Raw genomic sequence first — 14,307 nt, 5'->3', positions numbered from 1 at the left:
ATGTCTCAGGCTATAGGGATTTTAGAACTCACCAGCATTGCCAAAGGGATGGAAGCCGGTGATGCCATGCTCAAAAGCGCAAATGTGAATTTGCTGGTCAGTAAGACCATTTGCCCGGGAAAGTTTCTGCTTATGCTCGGAGGGGATGTCGGCGCAGTGCAGCAGGCGATAGCCACGGGGACATCGCTTGCGGGCGACATGCTCGTCGATAGTCTGGTATTGGCCAATATTCATGACAGCGTACTTCCGGCGATAAGCGGTCTTAACAGCGTGGATAAACGCCAGGCGGTGGGGATTGTCGAAACATGGAGTGTCGCGGCCTGCATCTGCGCTGCCGATCGCGCAGTGAAGGCATCGAACGTCACTTTGGTGCGGGTACATATGGCATTTGGTATTGGTGGCAAATGTTACATGGTCGTCGCGGGCGACGTTTCTGATGTCAATAACGCCGTGTCAGTAGCCAGTGACAGTGCAGGTGAAAAAGGTCTGCTGGTCTATCGCTCAGTGATACCGCGTCCACATGAGAGCATGTGGCGACAGATGGTGGAAGGGTAATGGAAAGACAACCAACAACGGATCGTATGATCCAGGAATATGTGCCCGGTAAGCAGGTCACGCTGGCGCACCTTATCGCTAATCCTGGTAAAGATTTATTCAAGAAACTGGGATTGCAGGATTCAGTCTCAGCGATAGGTATTTTGACCATTACGCCAAGCGAAGCCTCTATTATCGCTTGTGACATCGCCACCAAATCCGGCGCGGTTGAAATTGGCTTTCTCGACCGTTTTACCGGAGCGGTCGTGCTCACTGGTGATGTTTCGGCCGTCGAATACGCACTTAAACAGGTTACCCGGACACTGGGCGAGATGATGCGTTTTACCGCCTGCCCCATTACACGGACATGAACCTATGAAACGCATCATGCTCATCGGCCCCAGCCAGTGCGGTAAAACGTCACTCACCCAATGCATGCGCGGAGAAGATCTGCATTATCAGAAAACCCAGGCGATTGTCTGGTCTCCTGCAGCAATCGACACGCCGGGTGAATACCTTGAGAACCGTTGTTTGTACAGCGCGCTGCTAACCAGCGCATGCGAAGCAGACATGATCGCTCTGGTACTCAATGCTGACGCACCGTGGTCACCTTTTTCGCCCGGGTTTACTGGCCCCATGAACAGGCCCGTGATTGGACTGGTAACCAAAGCCGATTTGGCCAACCCACAACGTATCACTCTCATCGAAAGCTGGTTGGTACAGGCTGGAGCACAAAGAGTATTTGTCACCAGCGCGGTGAACAATACCGGGGTCGATGAGATGCTCATCTTTCTGAATGCAAAGGAATCCTCATGTCTCACAAGATAATGGCCATCAATGCAGGCAGCTCGTCGTTGAAGTTCCAGCTACTGGCTATGCCCCAGGGTGAAATGCTATGCCAGGGGTTGATTGAGCGCATCGGCATGCCTGACGGACAGGTTACCCTTAAAACACCCACAGAAAAATGGCAGGAAATTCTGCCCGTTGCCGATCATCGCGAAGCGGTAACCCTGTTACTGGCAAAACTGATTGATCATAACATCATCAACAGTTTGGAGGACATTGACGGCGTAGGCCATCGCGTCGCTCATGGTGGTGAGTCGTTTAAAGATTCCGCCTTAGTAACTCATGAAACACTGGCAGAAATTGAGCGTCTTGCTGAATTGGCACCGTTGCATAATCCGGTTAACGCACTGGGGATTACCGTTTTTCGCCAGCTCTTGCCCAATACCCCTGCCGTCGCGGTTTTTGATACGGCTTTTCATCAGACGCTCGATGAACCTGCTTTTATCTATCCTCTGCCCTGGCGTTACTACGCTGAACTGGGGATTCGTCGATACGGTTTTCATGGCACCAGCCACAAATATGTCAGCGCTGCGCTGGCGGAGAAACTGGGCGTTCCGCTCAGCGCTCTGCGCGTTATCTGCTGCCACCTTGGTAATGGTAGTAGCATCTGCGCTATCAAGGGTGGGCAGTCAGTTAACACATCAATGGGCTTTACCCCCCAGTCAGGCGTCATGATGGGGACACGTAGCGGGGATATCGATCCCTCTATCCTGCCATGGATTGCCCTGCGGGAAGGAAAAACGCCGCAGCAGCTCAATCAGTTACTCAATAACGAATCGGGTTTATTGGGCGTTTCCGGTATTTCACCGGACTACCGTGATGTGGAGCGGGCGGCTGAGAGGGGGAACCACCAGGCGGCATTGGCACTCACGCTGTTTGCCGAACGCATTCGAGCCACCATTGGCAGCTACATTATGCAAATGGGCGGCCTGGATGCACTGGTTTTCACCGGGGGAATCGGCGAAAACTCGGCTCGCGCCAGAGCCGCCATTTGTCACAACCTCAATTTCCTGGGACTGTCCGTTGATGAGGCCAAAAATGAACGCAATGCGACCTTCATTCAGACTGAAAATTCGATGGTAAAAGTGGCTGTCATTAATACCAACGAAGAGCTGATGATCGCCCAGGATGTTATGCGTATTGCAATAGCAGAAACTGTGACATTGGGCGTTCCTGCTTAATATTGCCGCACCGCAAATTGCGGCAAATCATGGTAATAGCGCGATCGCCATGACACTATGCGCCGAGGATTGCTGATCACAAAGGTGAAGACGTGGCTGTTGCGCAATGTCCCGCATCATGCGGAGAACTTATCCAGGGCTGGATTCTGGGCAGTGAGAAACTGGTCTCCTGCCCTGTTGAATGGTATAGCACCGTTGAGGTCAGTTCAGGTTCACCATTGACAGACGAACGCCCCCTTTCGCGAGCCATGGTGGATCGGTTGTTGCAGCACTGGCAATACCCGGCGCACGTCAGCCAGGATATCCGAATCGATATCCATTCAACCATCCCTATCGCCAAAGGCATGGCCAGCAGTACAGCAGATATTGCCGCCACGGCTGTCGCGACGGCGCACCATCTGGGGCATCCATTAGATGAGTCGACACTGGCGCATCTGTGTGTTTCGCTTGAACCGACCGACAGTACCGTTTTTCGCCAGTTAACCCTTTTTGATCACAACGATGCCTCCACACAAATTGCCTGTGAAGCGCAGCCACAACTCGACCTGCTGGTACTCGAAAGCCCGGAAACGCTGCGTACTGCAGACTACCACCGTATTCCCCGCCAGTCTGGATTACAGGCAGGTGCTCCCGCTCTCAAACGGGCGTGGGAAAAGGTACAGGAAGCCTGTCGTAGTCAAAACCCTTACCGAATGGGAGAAGCGGCAACGCTCAGCGCAATCGCCAGTCAGGTACTGTTGCCAAAACCCGATTTCGACGCGTTATTAGCGCTGGTCGAGGAATGCGATTTATACGGAGTCAATGTCGCGCACAGCGGTAGCGTCGTCGGCCTGATGCTGGACAGAAAACGTCATGATGTTGAGTACATCAAATGGATGCTGACAGAGAAAAAACTGACCCGGCACTGGCCGGAACAGCACTTGCTGCGGATGGTAACGGGCGGGGTCGAATTACAGTGAGGGTCGCTGCATTGCAACGACCCTTATAAACAGAAAACGTTACTCTGCTTTCGCGTCGCCGTTTTTCACTTCGCCCATCGCTTTCAGCTTTTTAGAGATATCACGACGCTCTTTAGAGATCTCAGCGTTTTTGATGATGTAATCATCCACACGATCTTCATAGTCGCTTTTCATGCTGGCGATGATGCCCTGGATCGCTTCAACGCTCATACCCGGCTTGATGTAGTCGCTCAGGTTGTCCAGCAGCAGAACACGTTTCTGGTTGTCGCGGATCTTTTTCTCAACGTCCTGGATTTCACGTTGCAGTTTGTTTTTACGACGGAACAGACGAACAAATTCCAGCACGTCCTGGAAAGAAGGCTTGGTAGTTTCCATTTTTACACCCCTGATAATGTGAGATTCGGATTCGTTTAAACAACGGCTAAAGTGGGTCAACATTACTTTCATGCCCGCTATACTTCAAGTTGCATATGCATGAACAATGCATGGTTGAAACCTGAATTATCGAGGGTAAACCCATCGTCGTTACCAATGGTTTTAGCCTTTTTCAGTATCATACCCTTAATCTTTGCTGAATCGAAGCAGCAGTAGAGTCAATCCCCTCACTTGCTCTTTATTTGCGCAATGCGCGGCAGATTAAATGAGAGAGTAACTCCAGTTGTCGCGCCATTTCCATGTTCAGCCAGACGTAGCTATGAATGGGCGTTTCGGCCACATTATCACCTTTATGCTCATCAATGAGCTGGCGCAGTTCAGCCACGGTGTCATTGAGTTTTTCCGTATTGGCAAGCACAGGCTGGGGATTGCCCTCATATAACGCATGAGTGATTGTCAGTAACGCCTGTTGGGTTCGATGCTGGGTTTCACGCAGCGTTTGAGCATTCAGTATCACAAAATGGCTGGTCCGTGTTGCCCAAAGCGCATTAATTTGCAGCTCAAGCATGCAAACCAGATTGCGGTTCACCGTTTGAATAGCCTCAAATATCGATTTTTGGATGTGAGTTTCTTTACTGGCAGGAATGATTAACGCACGCATTTTGACAACTTCACTCAGCAACTGCTGTAAATGCTTATCCAGTCGAGGTTGTTCGAGCAAGTTCGGCGACAATGCTGCCTGATAGACACGGTTATATCCCGTGACGCAATGCGCCAGTTGAATGCGCCAGTGTATAAACGCACGCTGCGGCCAGATCCCGGTAAACAACATTGCTAGTAGCGACCCCAGAATAACATCGCCACCACGCCATAACGCCGTATTCATGTCGCCAGCGGGTGCCCCCACCACAACAGCAAGCGTAATACCAATCAGCAGCGCCTGATACGGTTTCTTCCCTAATGCCAGCCAGCCGCACAAAAACATCGCCACCCCACACCATATCAACATGAGTGGAAGCGAAATCAGTTCCAGTCGTAATGCCACCAGCCCAAGCGCAGCGCCAAGGATCGTCCCGCCAATGCGTTCAAGCGCGCGGGGAACCACGTTTCCCCAAAATGAAATAGGCCCCATGATCACGACCAGCGTGATCAGAGGCCACGTACCTTCAGGGATGTTCAGCAGGCGAACCAGCAGGAAAGTGAGAAGAAACGCCAGTGCGATGCGAATACCATGCACAACGCGATAATGACGATACAAGCGAATTTCAAACGGGCTCAGCGACTTATCTGCACGCACTCATGCACTCCGTCAGGGAATGGCAAAGAACAGAATTGTACCTGCTTTTTCAGTGAAAACATCACCGTCATGTACAGGACTTTCATCCTGATTTACACAAAAAACAGTTACTTCGACTGCACCGGTACGTACATCTCAATGTCCCAGTAACCGTCCTCCATACCGTTGTTCATATAAACTTCAAAACAGGGTTTGGCGGATATCTGGTACGTTGCGTCCTGCAACAGACTGTTAAAAAAGGCATACCATGGTGTCGCGAAGTCATGATTCTCAACGCGGGCAACGGCAACCGCATATTCACCACCGGCCAGTTCTGTCAGGATCACCCCTTCACTGTTCTCCGGGATAAAAAAGTTCTCAGGCACGGAAACCACGGTATCGCAACGGAGTTTATCCGCCGGAACAACATCGGGATTGTCATAGTAGACGGCAATCCACTCCAGCGGCACGATCTGCTTCCCATCGACCCACATCACCAGTTGCTCGAAGCCCTGTTTTACCGTTTCTTCCCATGGCCCAACCATGTGAAAACCGGCAATCCTGCGTTTATCAACCTGCTTGATCTCGTACTCCATATAACCTCCGCAATTACACTGTAATTATATACAGTGTAATTTTTGTCTATTACGGCCACAAGGAAATAGTGATTATTATGTGAGCAGATTCGCACTCTTGCCAGTCAGGGAAATAAGGAAACATTACGCCTTATGGTGAAAATAATCGCTCAGACGCGAAAAGACGCCGCCTTCACCCACCGACTCCAGCGTAACCAGTGGCCAGTGTGCAACAATTTTATCTCTGTCATAGAGTTCTATCTCACCCACACGTTGATGTGCGGCAATGGGGGCAACCAGCTCTTTCTTATTGAGCACGTATTTGGCTTTAATATTTGGGATTTCCGCTTTAGGGAGCGCCATCCAGAAATCTTGTTCCGTTCCCAGGCTGATTTGTTCTTTGTCGCCATACCAGATCCGCTCGGTGCCCACTTGCTTCCCACTACTCAACACCTGTACCGTATCGAAGTTCTGTTGTCCCCACATCAGCAGCTTACGCGCCTGCTCTTCACGCCCTTTTGCGCTCTCAGCCCCCATGACAACCGCAATCAATCGCCGCTGTCCATCAACGGCAGAAGCGATCAGGTTAAATCCGGCGCCGGATGTGTGTCCCGTCTTCAATCCATCGACGTTCATGGTCTTATCCCACAGCAATCCATTACGGTTTTGTTGCGTGATACCGTTCCAGGTGAGACTTTTCTCACTGTACATATGATAAAAATCAGGCTCACCGTGAATAATAGCCCGGGATAATACGGCCAGGTCATAGGCCGAACTGTGCTGGCCTGGCGCATCCAACCCATGTACGGTTTCAAAATGCGTGTCCTGCAGTTTCAGTTTTTGAACATAGCTGTTCATCATGGTGACAAACTGAGCCTGCCCACCGGCGATATAATCGGCCAGCGCGACACAGGCATCATTACCCGAATCGACAATCAAACCGCGGCTTAAATCACGCACAGACACGCGATCGCCTTCTTTTAAAAACATCAAGGATGAGCCAACAAACACCGGATTATCTTTTGCCCATGCATCCCGCCCTACAGTCACAATATCACTCGGGCTGATGCGATGGCTGTCGATAGCGCGATCGACAACATAGCCGGTCATCAGTTTGGTCAGGCTGGCGGGATTACGCTGCTGGTGTTCATTACCTGCGGTAAGAATTTGCCCCGTGGTGTAATCCATAAGCACCCAGGCACCAGCTTCAATTGCGGGAGGTTGGGGAGCAAAACTTGGGGTGTCTGCCGCAAATGCGGAAGAAAGACTCATCGCGAGTAGGGAAGCAGTAATAAACAAACGGCGTTTCAACAGCATGTCCTCAGGAATAGGAGAAATAGCCGTTCTTTTTACGGAAGTTCTGACGAACAAACATGGATAAATTGCAAGAAAATGTGACATAAGGCACATTTTCTTGCTGTAAGTTGATCGTATCAGATAAGTCTGAAGAGGAAATTACACTTCCTGTTAGCCTTTCCTCGGCGCAGTCTCGGCGTGATGGCTACGATGGCGGTGGTAACCATCGATCATGCTGCGAAAGATTTGCCCTGGGGTGTCACCCAGAGTGCACAGGTAAATATGTGCGCAAATAAACAGGATGCCCACGATGGCTAATGCCATATGCAGCACTAACATTATCGGGCCTGTGCCGACAACCTGCGGGTAAAGACACAGCAAACCGGTGATGATTAACAACGGCACCAGGAGATACATGATGGCCAGATAGGCCAGTTGCTGCAGAGGGTTAAATTTACTCTCTGCCGTCGCCGCAAAAGGATGCGCCTCGCCTTTCATGATCCCATACAGATAAAAACGCGTCTGCAGCAAGCAGCGTGAGATGAGCCCATTAAACCTCACGCGATAGTGGCAACCGTTTCCGCTGGTGGCGTTTATCAGCACAAAGCCAACCCAGAAGGCCAGTAATGCAAAGCCGCACCAGGTATGTACCTGCACCATCAACGCCACTGGTCCGACAGAGAAGTGGCCAAACAAGCCGCTCAGCAGGAGCAGGATAAATAACAACGCATTACCCCAGTGCCAGCGACGAACCGCTAACGAATAAAGGTAATCACGATGTTCTTCTCCGGCCGCAGTTTTAGGGGCCAGCATTCGACGTAACAGCGCGTGCATGACCAGTCCCACAATCATTAACAGGATGAGAACACCCGCATAGATAAGCCACAACGGCCAGTAGTCTGGCGCATAGTTAAGCTCTGCTCCCCAGATAGAATTCATACATTTTCCTCCTGATGGATCTCTTTACGCCGATACAGACTCACCGCACCACTTCGTTTGTCCTCCTGCCGGTAAACCTCTTTTTGACTGATCCAGTGCTGTATCTCAGGGTCGTCACGACGACCGAATTTCAACGCATCCGTTGGACAAACAGAAACACAAGCGGGTGACTGACCGTCGTCCAGACGGGTATCGGAACAAAAGTTGCATTTGTCGGCCACTCCCGTTTGCGGATTCAGGTAGCGAACATGGAATGGACATGCAGCGACGCAATAGTCACACCCAATACAGCGGGATTTATCCACTTGCACGATGCCATTTTCATCACGGAAAGAGGCGCCGGTTGGGCAGACACTGACGCACGGCGCATCTTCACAATGCTGGCAGGACACACGGACAAACTGAAAGTGAGACAGGACCTCAGGTTCCTTTTCCGGTGAACGGATCTGCACCTGCAGGCGGCTGTATCCCTCCGGTACATCATTAAGAACCTTGCAGGCAACGGTACACGCCTGGCAGCCAATACAGCGCTTCTCGTCATGCAGCATGACATAAGGGTTTGTTGAGTGATTCATAACGTTCTCCTTGCTTATGCCCGACTCAGCGTGACGCCTGAGGTGTGGACCACCGTACCGGAAACCGGGCTGGTCACATGCGGCAGTAAATTACCGCAATGAATGCCATGCGTTGTCGCAGCCGTTTTGGCCCCTGCCTTGGCGCCAAATCCCATGTAAACAAACAGCGTGTCGGGTCGAATACCCGCCGTGACCAGCGCCTTGCCTTTCTCTTTTCCGGTGGCATTTTCCAGCCAGATATCGTCGCCGTTTTTAATCCCTTTTTCTTTTGCCGTTTTCGGGTGTATCCATACCGCGTTATCCCACATCAGTTCACTCAGCAAAGGAACATATTGCGTTGCACCGTTGGTATGCACAGCCACTTTGCCCTGGATGAAATAGAGTTCGCTGTCAGCTTTAAGCGCGAAATTGCGGGCGCGTGGAATGCCGTAGCCGGGCAGTAAGGACTCCAGCTCTTCGGAATAGAGTTCGATTTTGCCTGACGGGGATTTGAAGCGGAGTTGCTCGCCATAGGTGCCGTCGCTGTCCGCAGCCACGGCGCCGGGATACCGGGCGGTAAACTGGCGTACAAGCTCAGGCTCGCGGAGCAACAACGGTACCCCCCACTCCCGATAGCCTTTCTGACGAAGTTCCGCAGACAGGGCATGATCGCCATTAAGCTGATACAGCTGGCGCGTCTGCATATCCTGCCACGGATAGAATTTCCCCAGTCCTAACTGTTCGCCAAGTTCCTTCCAGATTTGCCAGCTCGGACGTGCGTCGCCAATCGGCTCCACCACCTGCTGACGCAGCGCATAAGCCGGATTCAACCCGGACATATCCGAGACTTCTTCATCGCGTTCCAGGTAAGTACATTCGGGTAACAGATAGTCGGCGTAGGCGGCGCTTTCACTTAAATAAACATCGCAACTGACCACCAGATCCAGCTGTTCGACGGTTTTGACCAGATCGGGACGACAGGTAACGGTTTGGAATGGGTTATGGCGGGACATAATCCATCCCTTCACGGGATAAGGCGTCTGATTTAGCACAGCATCAATAATGCTCTGTACCACCCCGCCGCCCGCGGCGATATATTTAAACTGTGGGGCAACCATATCAATACGTTGCGCAGCGGGCTTCGGTAATTTGGCGTCAGGTTTTGCCAGCACCGGAGCCACATTTTCGCCTGCCAGTTTGTTGTAGGTAGCGGCTCCTTTTTTCTGGTACAGCCCACCTTCGCGCTCAATGTTTCCAAGCAGCACATTGAGCGTGAAAATCATCCGCCGCATGTCGATCTCTTCCTGAGAAAACGTGGCGCGGTGCCCAGGACTGACGATAGCGCGAGGCGCGCAGGCTGCCATTTCCCGGGTGACCCGAACGATGACATCAGCAGGGACATCAGCAAGCGTCTGTGCCCATTCTGGCGTGGTCTCTTGTACCGCCTCCGCCAGTTGTGCAAATCCCGAGGTGTAGCGTTCAACGAATGCCGCGTCATACAGATTTTCTTTAATCATGACGTGACACATCGCCATGAGTACCGGTAAATCGCCCCCTGGCTTAATGGCATGCCACTCATCCGCTTTACTGGAAAATACGGACAAGCGTGGATCGAAGCTGACCATCTTCGCGCCCTTTTCCTGAGCGGTCATCAGCTCATGCGTATCGGCAACTTCAATACCTTCATACAGGTTATGCCCAAAAGACACCATATAACGGGTATTAGCAATGTCCATGGCTAAATCGCCGCCCATCATCACTTTAGCGGCAATGGATTTTCCGGCAGGACAGGTCGAGGCGTGAGTAAAGGTATTGGGTGAACCAAAGGCCGTAGCAAGTTGAAACAAATGGCCAGAAAGCGAGCCGGATTTGGAAGAGAAGACAACGCCCTGTGGGCCATATTGCGTTTTTATTGCCCCCATTTTTTCGGCAATTTCTTTGTAAGCCTGCTGCCAGCTGATGACCTGCCATTCTCCGCTGCCGCGAGGTCCGGTGCGTTTCATCGGTTTAACAATACGGTGCGGGTCGTTCACCAGACTGACACCACTGCCCCCTCGGGCGCAAACCCGGGTGCCCTGCTGAGGCGCATTGGGATTCCCCTGGATGAAAACGGTCTTATTATTAATGACCTGCGCCTGAATGGGACAGCGGAAAGAACACATTTCGCACAAGCTTGGCGTGAGCGCTGTTTTGCCTTTAATGCTCTCGGGCGAATTTCGCGCCAGTGCGCCAGGTGGGAAACTGCCTATTGCGCAAGCGGAGCAGCCAATCCCCACTCCGCGCAAAAAATTACGCCGACTAATACTCATATAACCTCCTGTTATTAGATATATCCAATAATTATATGGCGTTTAAATTATTAATTTTTAACCTCACTCACATTTCATTACAATGCTTCACTGCAAATACAAAGAAATAAAACCCATTGTTTATAAAAGACTTTTAAAACTTCCAGAACACAACAGTTAACCGTAAAAATAACAATAATAGTTCTCACTCAGGTCATTAAAAATACCTGAACTTCAACATAATTTATTTCCGTTATTTTCTCTGGCGGGCTGAAATAATTAATCCATTTTTAATAAATATTTGTTCATCTCAATTTTAATGCGACCGTTCCTCAGGAAGGATAATCGCTTTGCTGATTACCTCGTGCATTTTTGGTATTCTTAGACGAGCGCTAAATTGATCCCGGACATAACTAAACAATGACTGACGGTAAGCAACTTCCGACTTTTCTCTTCCACGATTACGAGACCTTTGGTACCCATCCGGCACTGGACAGACCCGCGCAGTTTGCGGCTATCCGTACGGATAGCGATTTCAACATTATTGGTGAACCCGAAGTCTTTTATTGCAAGCCTGCAGACGACTATCTGCCACAACCTGAAGCCGTGCTGATCACCGGCATTACACCCCAGGAAGCGCGTGAAAAGGGAGAAAACGAAGCCGCCTTTGCCGCACGCATCCACTCACTTTTTACCGTACCGAAAACCTGTATCCTGGGTTACAACAATGTGCGTTTCGATGATGAAGTGACGCGTAATATCCTTTATCGCAATTTTTACGATCCCTATGCCTGGAGCTGGCAGAACGATAATTCTCGTTGGGATTTACTGGATGTCATGCGTGCCTGCTATGCCCTGCGTCCTGAAGGAATTAACTGGCCGGAAAATGACGATGGTTTACCCAGTTTTCGCCTGGAGCATTTAACTAAAGCGAACGGCATCGAACATGCCAACGCCCATGATGCGATGGCTGATGTGTACGCGACCATCGCGATGGCGCAGTTGGTTAAATCTCGTCAGCCACGCTTGTTTGACTATCTCTATAGCCACCGTAACAAGCACAAACTGGCCGCGCTGATCGATGTCCCGCAAATGAAGCCTTTGGTGCATGTCTCCGGCATGTTCGGGGCATGGCGCGGTAACACCAGTTGGGTCGCGCCGCTGGCCTGGCACCCTGAGAATCGCAATGCGGTTATCATGGTCGATTTAGCCGGTGATATCTCACCCCTGCTGGAGCTGGATAGCGACACCCTGCGTGAGCGGCTTTACACTGCGAAAGCTGACCTGGGGGATAATGCCGCTGTGCCGGTTAAACTGGTACACATCAATAAGTGCCCTGTTCTGGCGCAAGCCAATACGCTGCGCCCGGAGGATGCGGATCGACTCGGCATTAACCGTCAGCTTTGTCTGGATAACCTAAAAGTCCTGCGTGAAAACCCGCAAGTGCGCGATAAAGTGGTCGCTATTTTTGCCGAGGCGGAGCCTTTTGCGCCGTCCGACAACGTGGATGCTCAGCTGTATAACGGTTTTTTCAGCGATGCCGACCGCGCCGCCATGAAAATCGTTCTGGAAACCGACCCACGCAATTTACCGGCGCTGGATATTACCTTCGTAGACAAGCGCATTGAAAAGCTGCTGTTTAACTATCGCGCCCGTAACTTCCCAGGTACCCTGGATGAGGCGGAACAGCAGCGCTGGCTGGAACATCGTCGTCAGGTTTTCACGCCGGAATTTTTGCAACATTATGCCAATGAACTGCAAATGCTGAGTCAGCAGTATGCTGATAACAAAGAGAAGCTAATGTTGCTGAAATCACTCTGGCAATACGCTGAAGAGATTGTGTAAAACGCAGATGTAAAAAAACCGGAGCAGTGCTCCGGTTTATAAGATGCGCCTGGCAAGCAGGCGCAGCATAGTCAGTTATTACGCAACATCTTCGTACTGTGGTACCGGGTTGCGGAAGCTTTTGGTCACGCACGCCAGATAAATCAGACCGATACCTGCCCAGATCAGACCCAGAACCATAGAGCTCTCTTCCAGGTTGACCCACAGCGCACCTACGGTCAGCGCACCGCACATCGGCAGGAACAGATACTGGAAGTGGTCTTTCAGTGTCTTGTTACGCTTCTCACGGATCCAGAACTGGGAGATCACCGACAGGTTAACGAAGGTAAACGCCACCAGCGCACCAAAGTTAATCAGCGCCGTTGCCATCACCAGGTCGAAGTTGATTGCCAGCAGGGCAATCGCACCCACCAGGATAATGTTCATCGCTGGGGTACGCCAGGTTGGATGAACATACCCGAAGAAGCTTTTCGGGAACACGCCGTCACGACCCATCACGTACATCAGACGCGCTACGCCTGCATGCGCCGCCATACCGGATGCCAGTACGGTAATGGTGGAGAAGATCAATGCACCGACCTGGAACGCTTTACCTGCAACATACAGCATAATCTCAGGCTGAGAAGCATCCGGATCCTTGAAGCGAGAGATATCCGGGAAGTACAGCTGCAACAGATAGGTGGAGACAATAAAGATCAGGCCACCAATCAGCGCGGTCAGGAAAATCGCACGCGGGATCACGCGCTCTGCATCCTTGGTTTCTTCCGACAGGTTGCTGATGCCGTCAAAACCAGTAAAGGAGAAGCACAGAATCGTCGCACCAGTGATCATCGGAATAACATGTGCATCGCCAGACCAGAACGGACGTGAGCTGGCCAGTGTACCGGCACCTTCACCTTCGAACACACCGTAAACGACCATACCCAAAATGACCGCAATCAGTACTACCTGCAACACCACAATAACGGTATTGAAGTTAGCGACGGATTTGAGGCTGCGCAGGTTAAATGCCGTCATAAACGCCACGAGTGCAATCACAAATACCCATGACGGAATCGAAGGCACCAGGGCTTCAAAGTAAATTTTTGCCAGCAGAATGTTGATCATCGGCGCGAACAGATAGTCGAGCAGAGAAGACCAACCCACCATGAAGCCGACGGTCGGGCTAATGGATTTCTGGGCATAGGTGTACGCAGAGCCTGCAGAAGGGTAACGACGTACCAGCTTCCCGTAGCTCAGCGCCGTAAACAGAATTGCGATCAGCGCGAAGGCATATGCCGTCGGAACGTGACCGTCTGTGAGGCCTGAAACGATACCAAAAGTATCGAACAGCGTCATCGGCTGCATATAGGCAAGGCCCATCATAACAACCGGAACCAACGTAAGTGTTTTACGTAATTCCACGCGAGAGGTGTTTGGAGTAACGTTATGCGACATGATCATTCCCCTTTACGGTGAAAACCGTCGCGTAAGCAAAAAATTGCCCCATTTTTTTTAAATTCCTCAGCGACAACAACTGTCGGTTTTTAGTAAGTATCTATCCGGTACGAAGCCCGGCCTCTTTTATGAATGATTGGTTTGATGCAAAAAAATAACCGACGCGTATTAAAACGTCGGTTAATGTCATCTTTTGCAAGCG

General features: G+C 51.1%; 15 protein-coding genes. 6 read left to right on the top strand and 9 right to left on the bottom strand.

Going from position 1 to position 14,307, the window contains the following annotated elements:
- From pduT to N7268_RS14640, 5 genes are all read left to right on the top strand, one after another.
- Positions 1-555 carry a BMC domain-containing protein gene (gene pduT, locus N7268_RS14660; protein ID WP_198904533.1) on the top strand — a complete coding sequence of 185 codons (555 nt, stop codon included), beginning with the start codon at positions 1-3 and terminating at the stop codon, positions 553-555.
- Positions 555-905, top strand: coding sequence for a propanediol utilization microcompartment protein PduU (pduU, locus tag N7268_RS14655; protein ID WP_032939586.1), 351 nt, complete (start codon positions 555-557; stop codon positions 903-905). Before pduT ends, pduU begins: the two co-directional genes overlap by 1 nt.
- A gap of 4 nt (positions 906-909) precedes the next feature.
- A complete protein-coding gene (gene pduV / locus N7268_RS14650) occupies positions 910-1,362 on the top strand; it encodes a propanediol utilization protein PduV (RefSeq protein ID WP_260863454.1) in 453 nt (150 codons plus the stop codon).
- Positions 1,347-2,561, top strand: a complete 1,215-nt coding sequence (locus N7268_RS14645; protein WP_260863453.1) for an acetate/propionate family kinase — start codon at positions 1,347-1,349, stop codon at positions 2,559-2,561. Before pduV ends, N7268_RS14645 begins: the two co-directional genes overlap by 16 nt.
- Positions 2,562-2,653: 92 nt before the next feature.
- Positions 2,654-3,520: an L-threonine kinase gene (locus N7268_RS14640; protein WP_260863452.1), complete on the top strand. Its 867-nt coding sequence runs from the start codon at positions 2,654-2,656 to the stop codon at positions 3,518-3,520.
- A gap of 39 nt (positions 3,521-3,559) precedes the next feature.
- On the opposite strand, the gene N7268_RS14635 is transcribed toward N7268_RS14640, so the two are convergent.
- From N7268_RS14635 to phsA, 7 genes are all read right to left on the bottom strand, one after another.
- Entirely contained in the window at positions 3,560-3,895 is a 336-nt protein-coding gene (locus tag N7268_RS14635) for a DUF496 family protein (RefSeq protein WP_198904537.1), read from the bottom strand.
- 238 nt (positions 3,896-4,133) lie between these two features.
- Positions 4,134-5,192, bottom strand: a complete 1,059-nt coding sequence (locus N7268_RS14630; protein WP_260863451.1) for an FUSC family protein — start codon at positions 5,190-5,192, stop codon at positions 4,134-4,136.
- 107 nt (positions 5,193-5,299) lie between these two features.
- A complete protein-coding gene (sbmC, locus tag N7268_RS14625) occupies positions 5,300-5,767 on the bottom strand; it encodes a DNA gyrase inhibitor SbmC (RefSeq protein ID WP_260863450.1) in 468 nt (155 codons plus the stop codon).
- 123 nt (positions 5,768-5,890) lie between these two features.
- The gene (dacD, locus tag N7268_RS14620) at positions 5,891-7,063 is read right to left on the bottom strand and encodes a serine-type D-Ala-D-Ala carboxypeptidase DacD (protein WP_260863449.1); all 1,173 of its coding nucleotides are present in this window, start codon (positions 7,061-7,063) and stop codon (positions 5,891-5,893) included.
- A 150-nt stretch (positions 7,064-7,213) separates the two neighbouring features.
- Positions 7,214-7,981: a thiosulfate reductase cytochrome B subunit gene (gene phsC / locus N7268_RS14615; RefSeq protein ID WP_260863448.1), complete on the bottom strand. Its 768-nt coding sequence runs from the start codon at positions 7,979-7,981 to the stop codon at positions 7,214-7,216.
- Positions 7,978-8,556: a thiosulfate reductase electron transport protein PhsB gene (phsB, locus tag N7268_RS14610; RefSeq protein WP_260863447.1), complete on the bottom strand. Its 579-nt coding sequence runs from the start codon at positions 8,554-8,556 to the stop codon at positions 7,978-7,980. Before phsB ends, phsC begins: the two co-directional genes overlap by 4 nt.
- A 14-nt stretch (positions 8,557-8,570) precedes the next feature.
- Positions 8,571-10,844: a thiosulfate reductase PhsA gene (phsA, locus tag N7268_RS14605; RefSeq protein ID WP_260863446.1), complete on the bottom strand. Its 2,274-nt coding sequence runs from the start codon at positions 10,842-10,844 to the stop codon at positions 8,571-8,573.
- 399 nt (positions 10,845-11,243) lie between these two features.
- On the opposite strand from phsA, the gene sbcB reads away from it, so the two are divergent.
- Positions 11,244-12,668: an exodeoxyribonuclease I gene (gene sbcB, locus N7268_RS14600; protein WP_260863445.1), complete on the top strand. Its 1,425-nt coding sequence runs from the start codon at positions 11,244-11,246 to the stop codon at positions 12,666-12,668.
- A gap of 78 nt (positions 12,669-12,746) precedes the next feature.
- Here sbcB and plaP read toward each other — a convergent pair whose 3' ends face one another.
- Together plaP and yoeI are read right to left on the bottom strand one after the other, a co-directional pair.
- A complete protein-coding gene (plaP, locus tag N7268_RS14595) occupies positions 12,747-14,105 on the bottom strand; it encodes a putrescine/proton symporter PlaP (RefSeq protein WP_260863444.1) in 1,359 nt (452 codons plus the stop codon).
- Complete coding sequence (gene yoeI, locus N7268_RS14590) at positions 14,095-14,157, bottom strand: membrane protein YoeI (RefSeq protein WP_101706264.1); 63 nt, start codon at positions 14,155-14,157, stop codon at positions 14,095-14,097. Before yoeI ends, plaP begins: the two co-directional genes overlap by 11 nt.
- Positions 14,158-14,307: the final 150 nt, after the last annotated feature.

This window comes from Citrobacter sp. Marseille-Q6884, from assembly GCF_945906775.1.
Classification (GTDB): domain Bacteria; phylum Pseudomonadota; class Gammaproteobacteria; order Enterobacterales; family Enterobacteriaceae; genus Citrobacter.
Note: the sequence above shows the minus strand (reverse complement) of the source record. Positions and strands in the feature narration are given on the sequence as shown.

Bases quoted from the DNA above. Each gene is read 5' to 3' on its own strand.
- pduT (WP_198904533.1), top strand. From the start codon at position 1: ATGTCTCAGGCTATAGGGATTTTAGAACTCACCAGCATTGCCAAAGGG.
- pduU (WP_032939586.1), top strand. From the start codon at position 555: ATGGAAAGACAACCAACAACGGATCGTATGATCCAGGAATATGTGCCC.
- pduV (WP_260863454.1), top strand. From the start codon at position 910: ATGAAACGCATCATGCTCATCGGCCCCAGCCAGTGCGGTAAAACGTCA.
- N7268_RS14645 (WP_260863453.1), top strand. From the start codon at position 1,347: ATGTCTCACAAGATAATGGCCATCAATGCAGGCAGCTCGTCGTTGAAG.
- N7268_RS14635 (WP_198904537.1), bottom strand. From the start codon at position 3,895: ATGGAAACTACCAAGCCTTCTTTCCAGGACGTGCTGGAATTTGTTCGT.
- sbmC (WP_260863450.1), bottom strand. From the start codon at position 5,767: ATGGAGTACGAGATCAAGCAGGTTGATAAACGCAGGATTGCCGGTTTT.
- dacD (WP_260863449.1), bottom strand. From the start codon at position 7,063: ATGCTGTTGAAACGCCGTTTGTTTATTACTGCTTCCCTACTCGCGATG.
- phsC (WP_260863448.1), bottom strand. From the start codon at position 7,981: ATGAATTCTATCTGGGGAGCAGAGCTTAACTATGCGCCAGACTACTGG.
- phsB (WP_260863447.1), bottom strand. From the start codon at position 8,556: ATGAATCACTCAACAAACCCTTATGTCATGCTGCATGACGAGAAGCGC.
- phsA (WP_260863446.1), bottom strand. From the start codon at position 10,844: ATGAGTATTAGTCGGCGTAATTTTTTGCGCGGAGTGGGGATTGGCTGC.
- sbcB (WP_260863445.1), top strand. From the start codon at position 11,244: ATGACTGACGGTAAGCAACTTCCGACTTTTCTCTTCCACGATTACGAG.
- plaP (WP_260863444.1), bottom strand. From the start codon at position 14,105: ATGTCGCATAACGTTACTCCAAACACCTCTCGCGTGGAATTACGTAAA.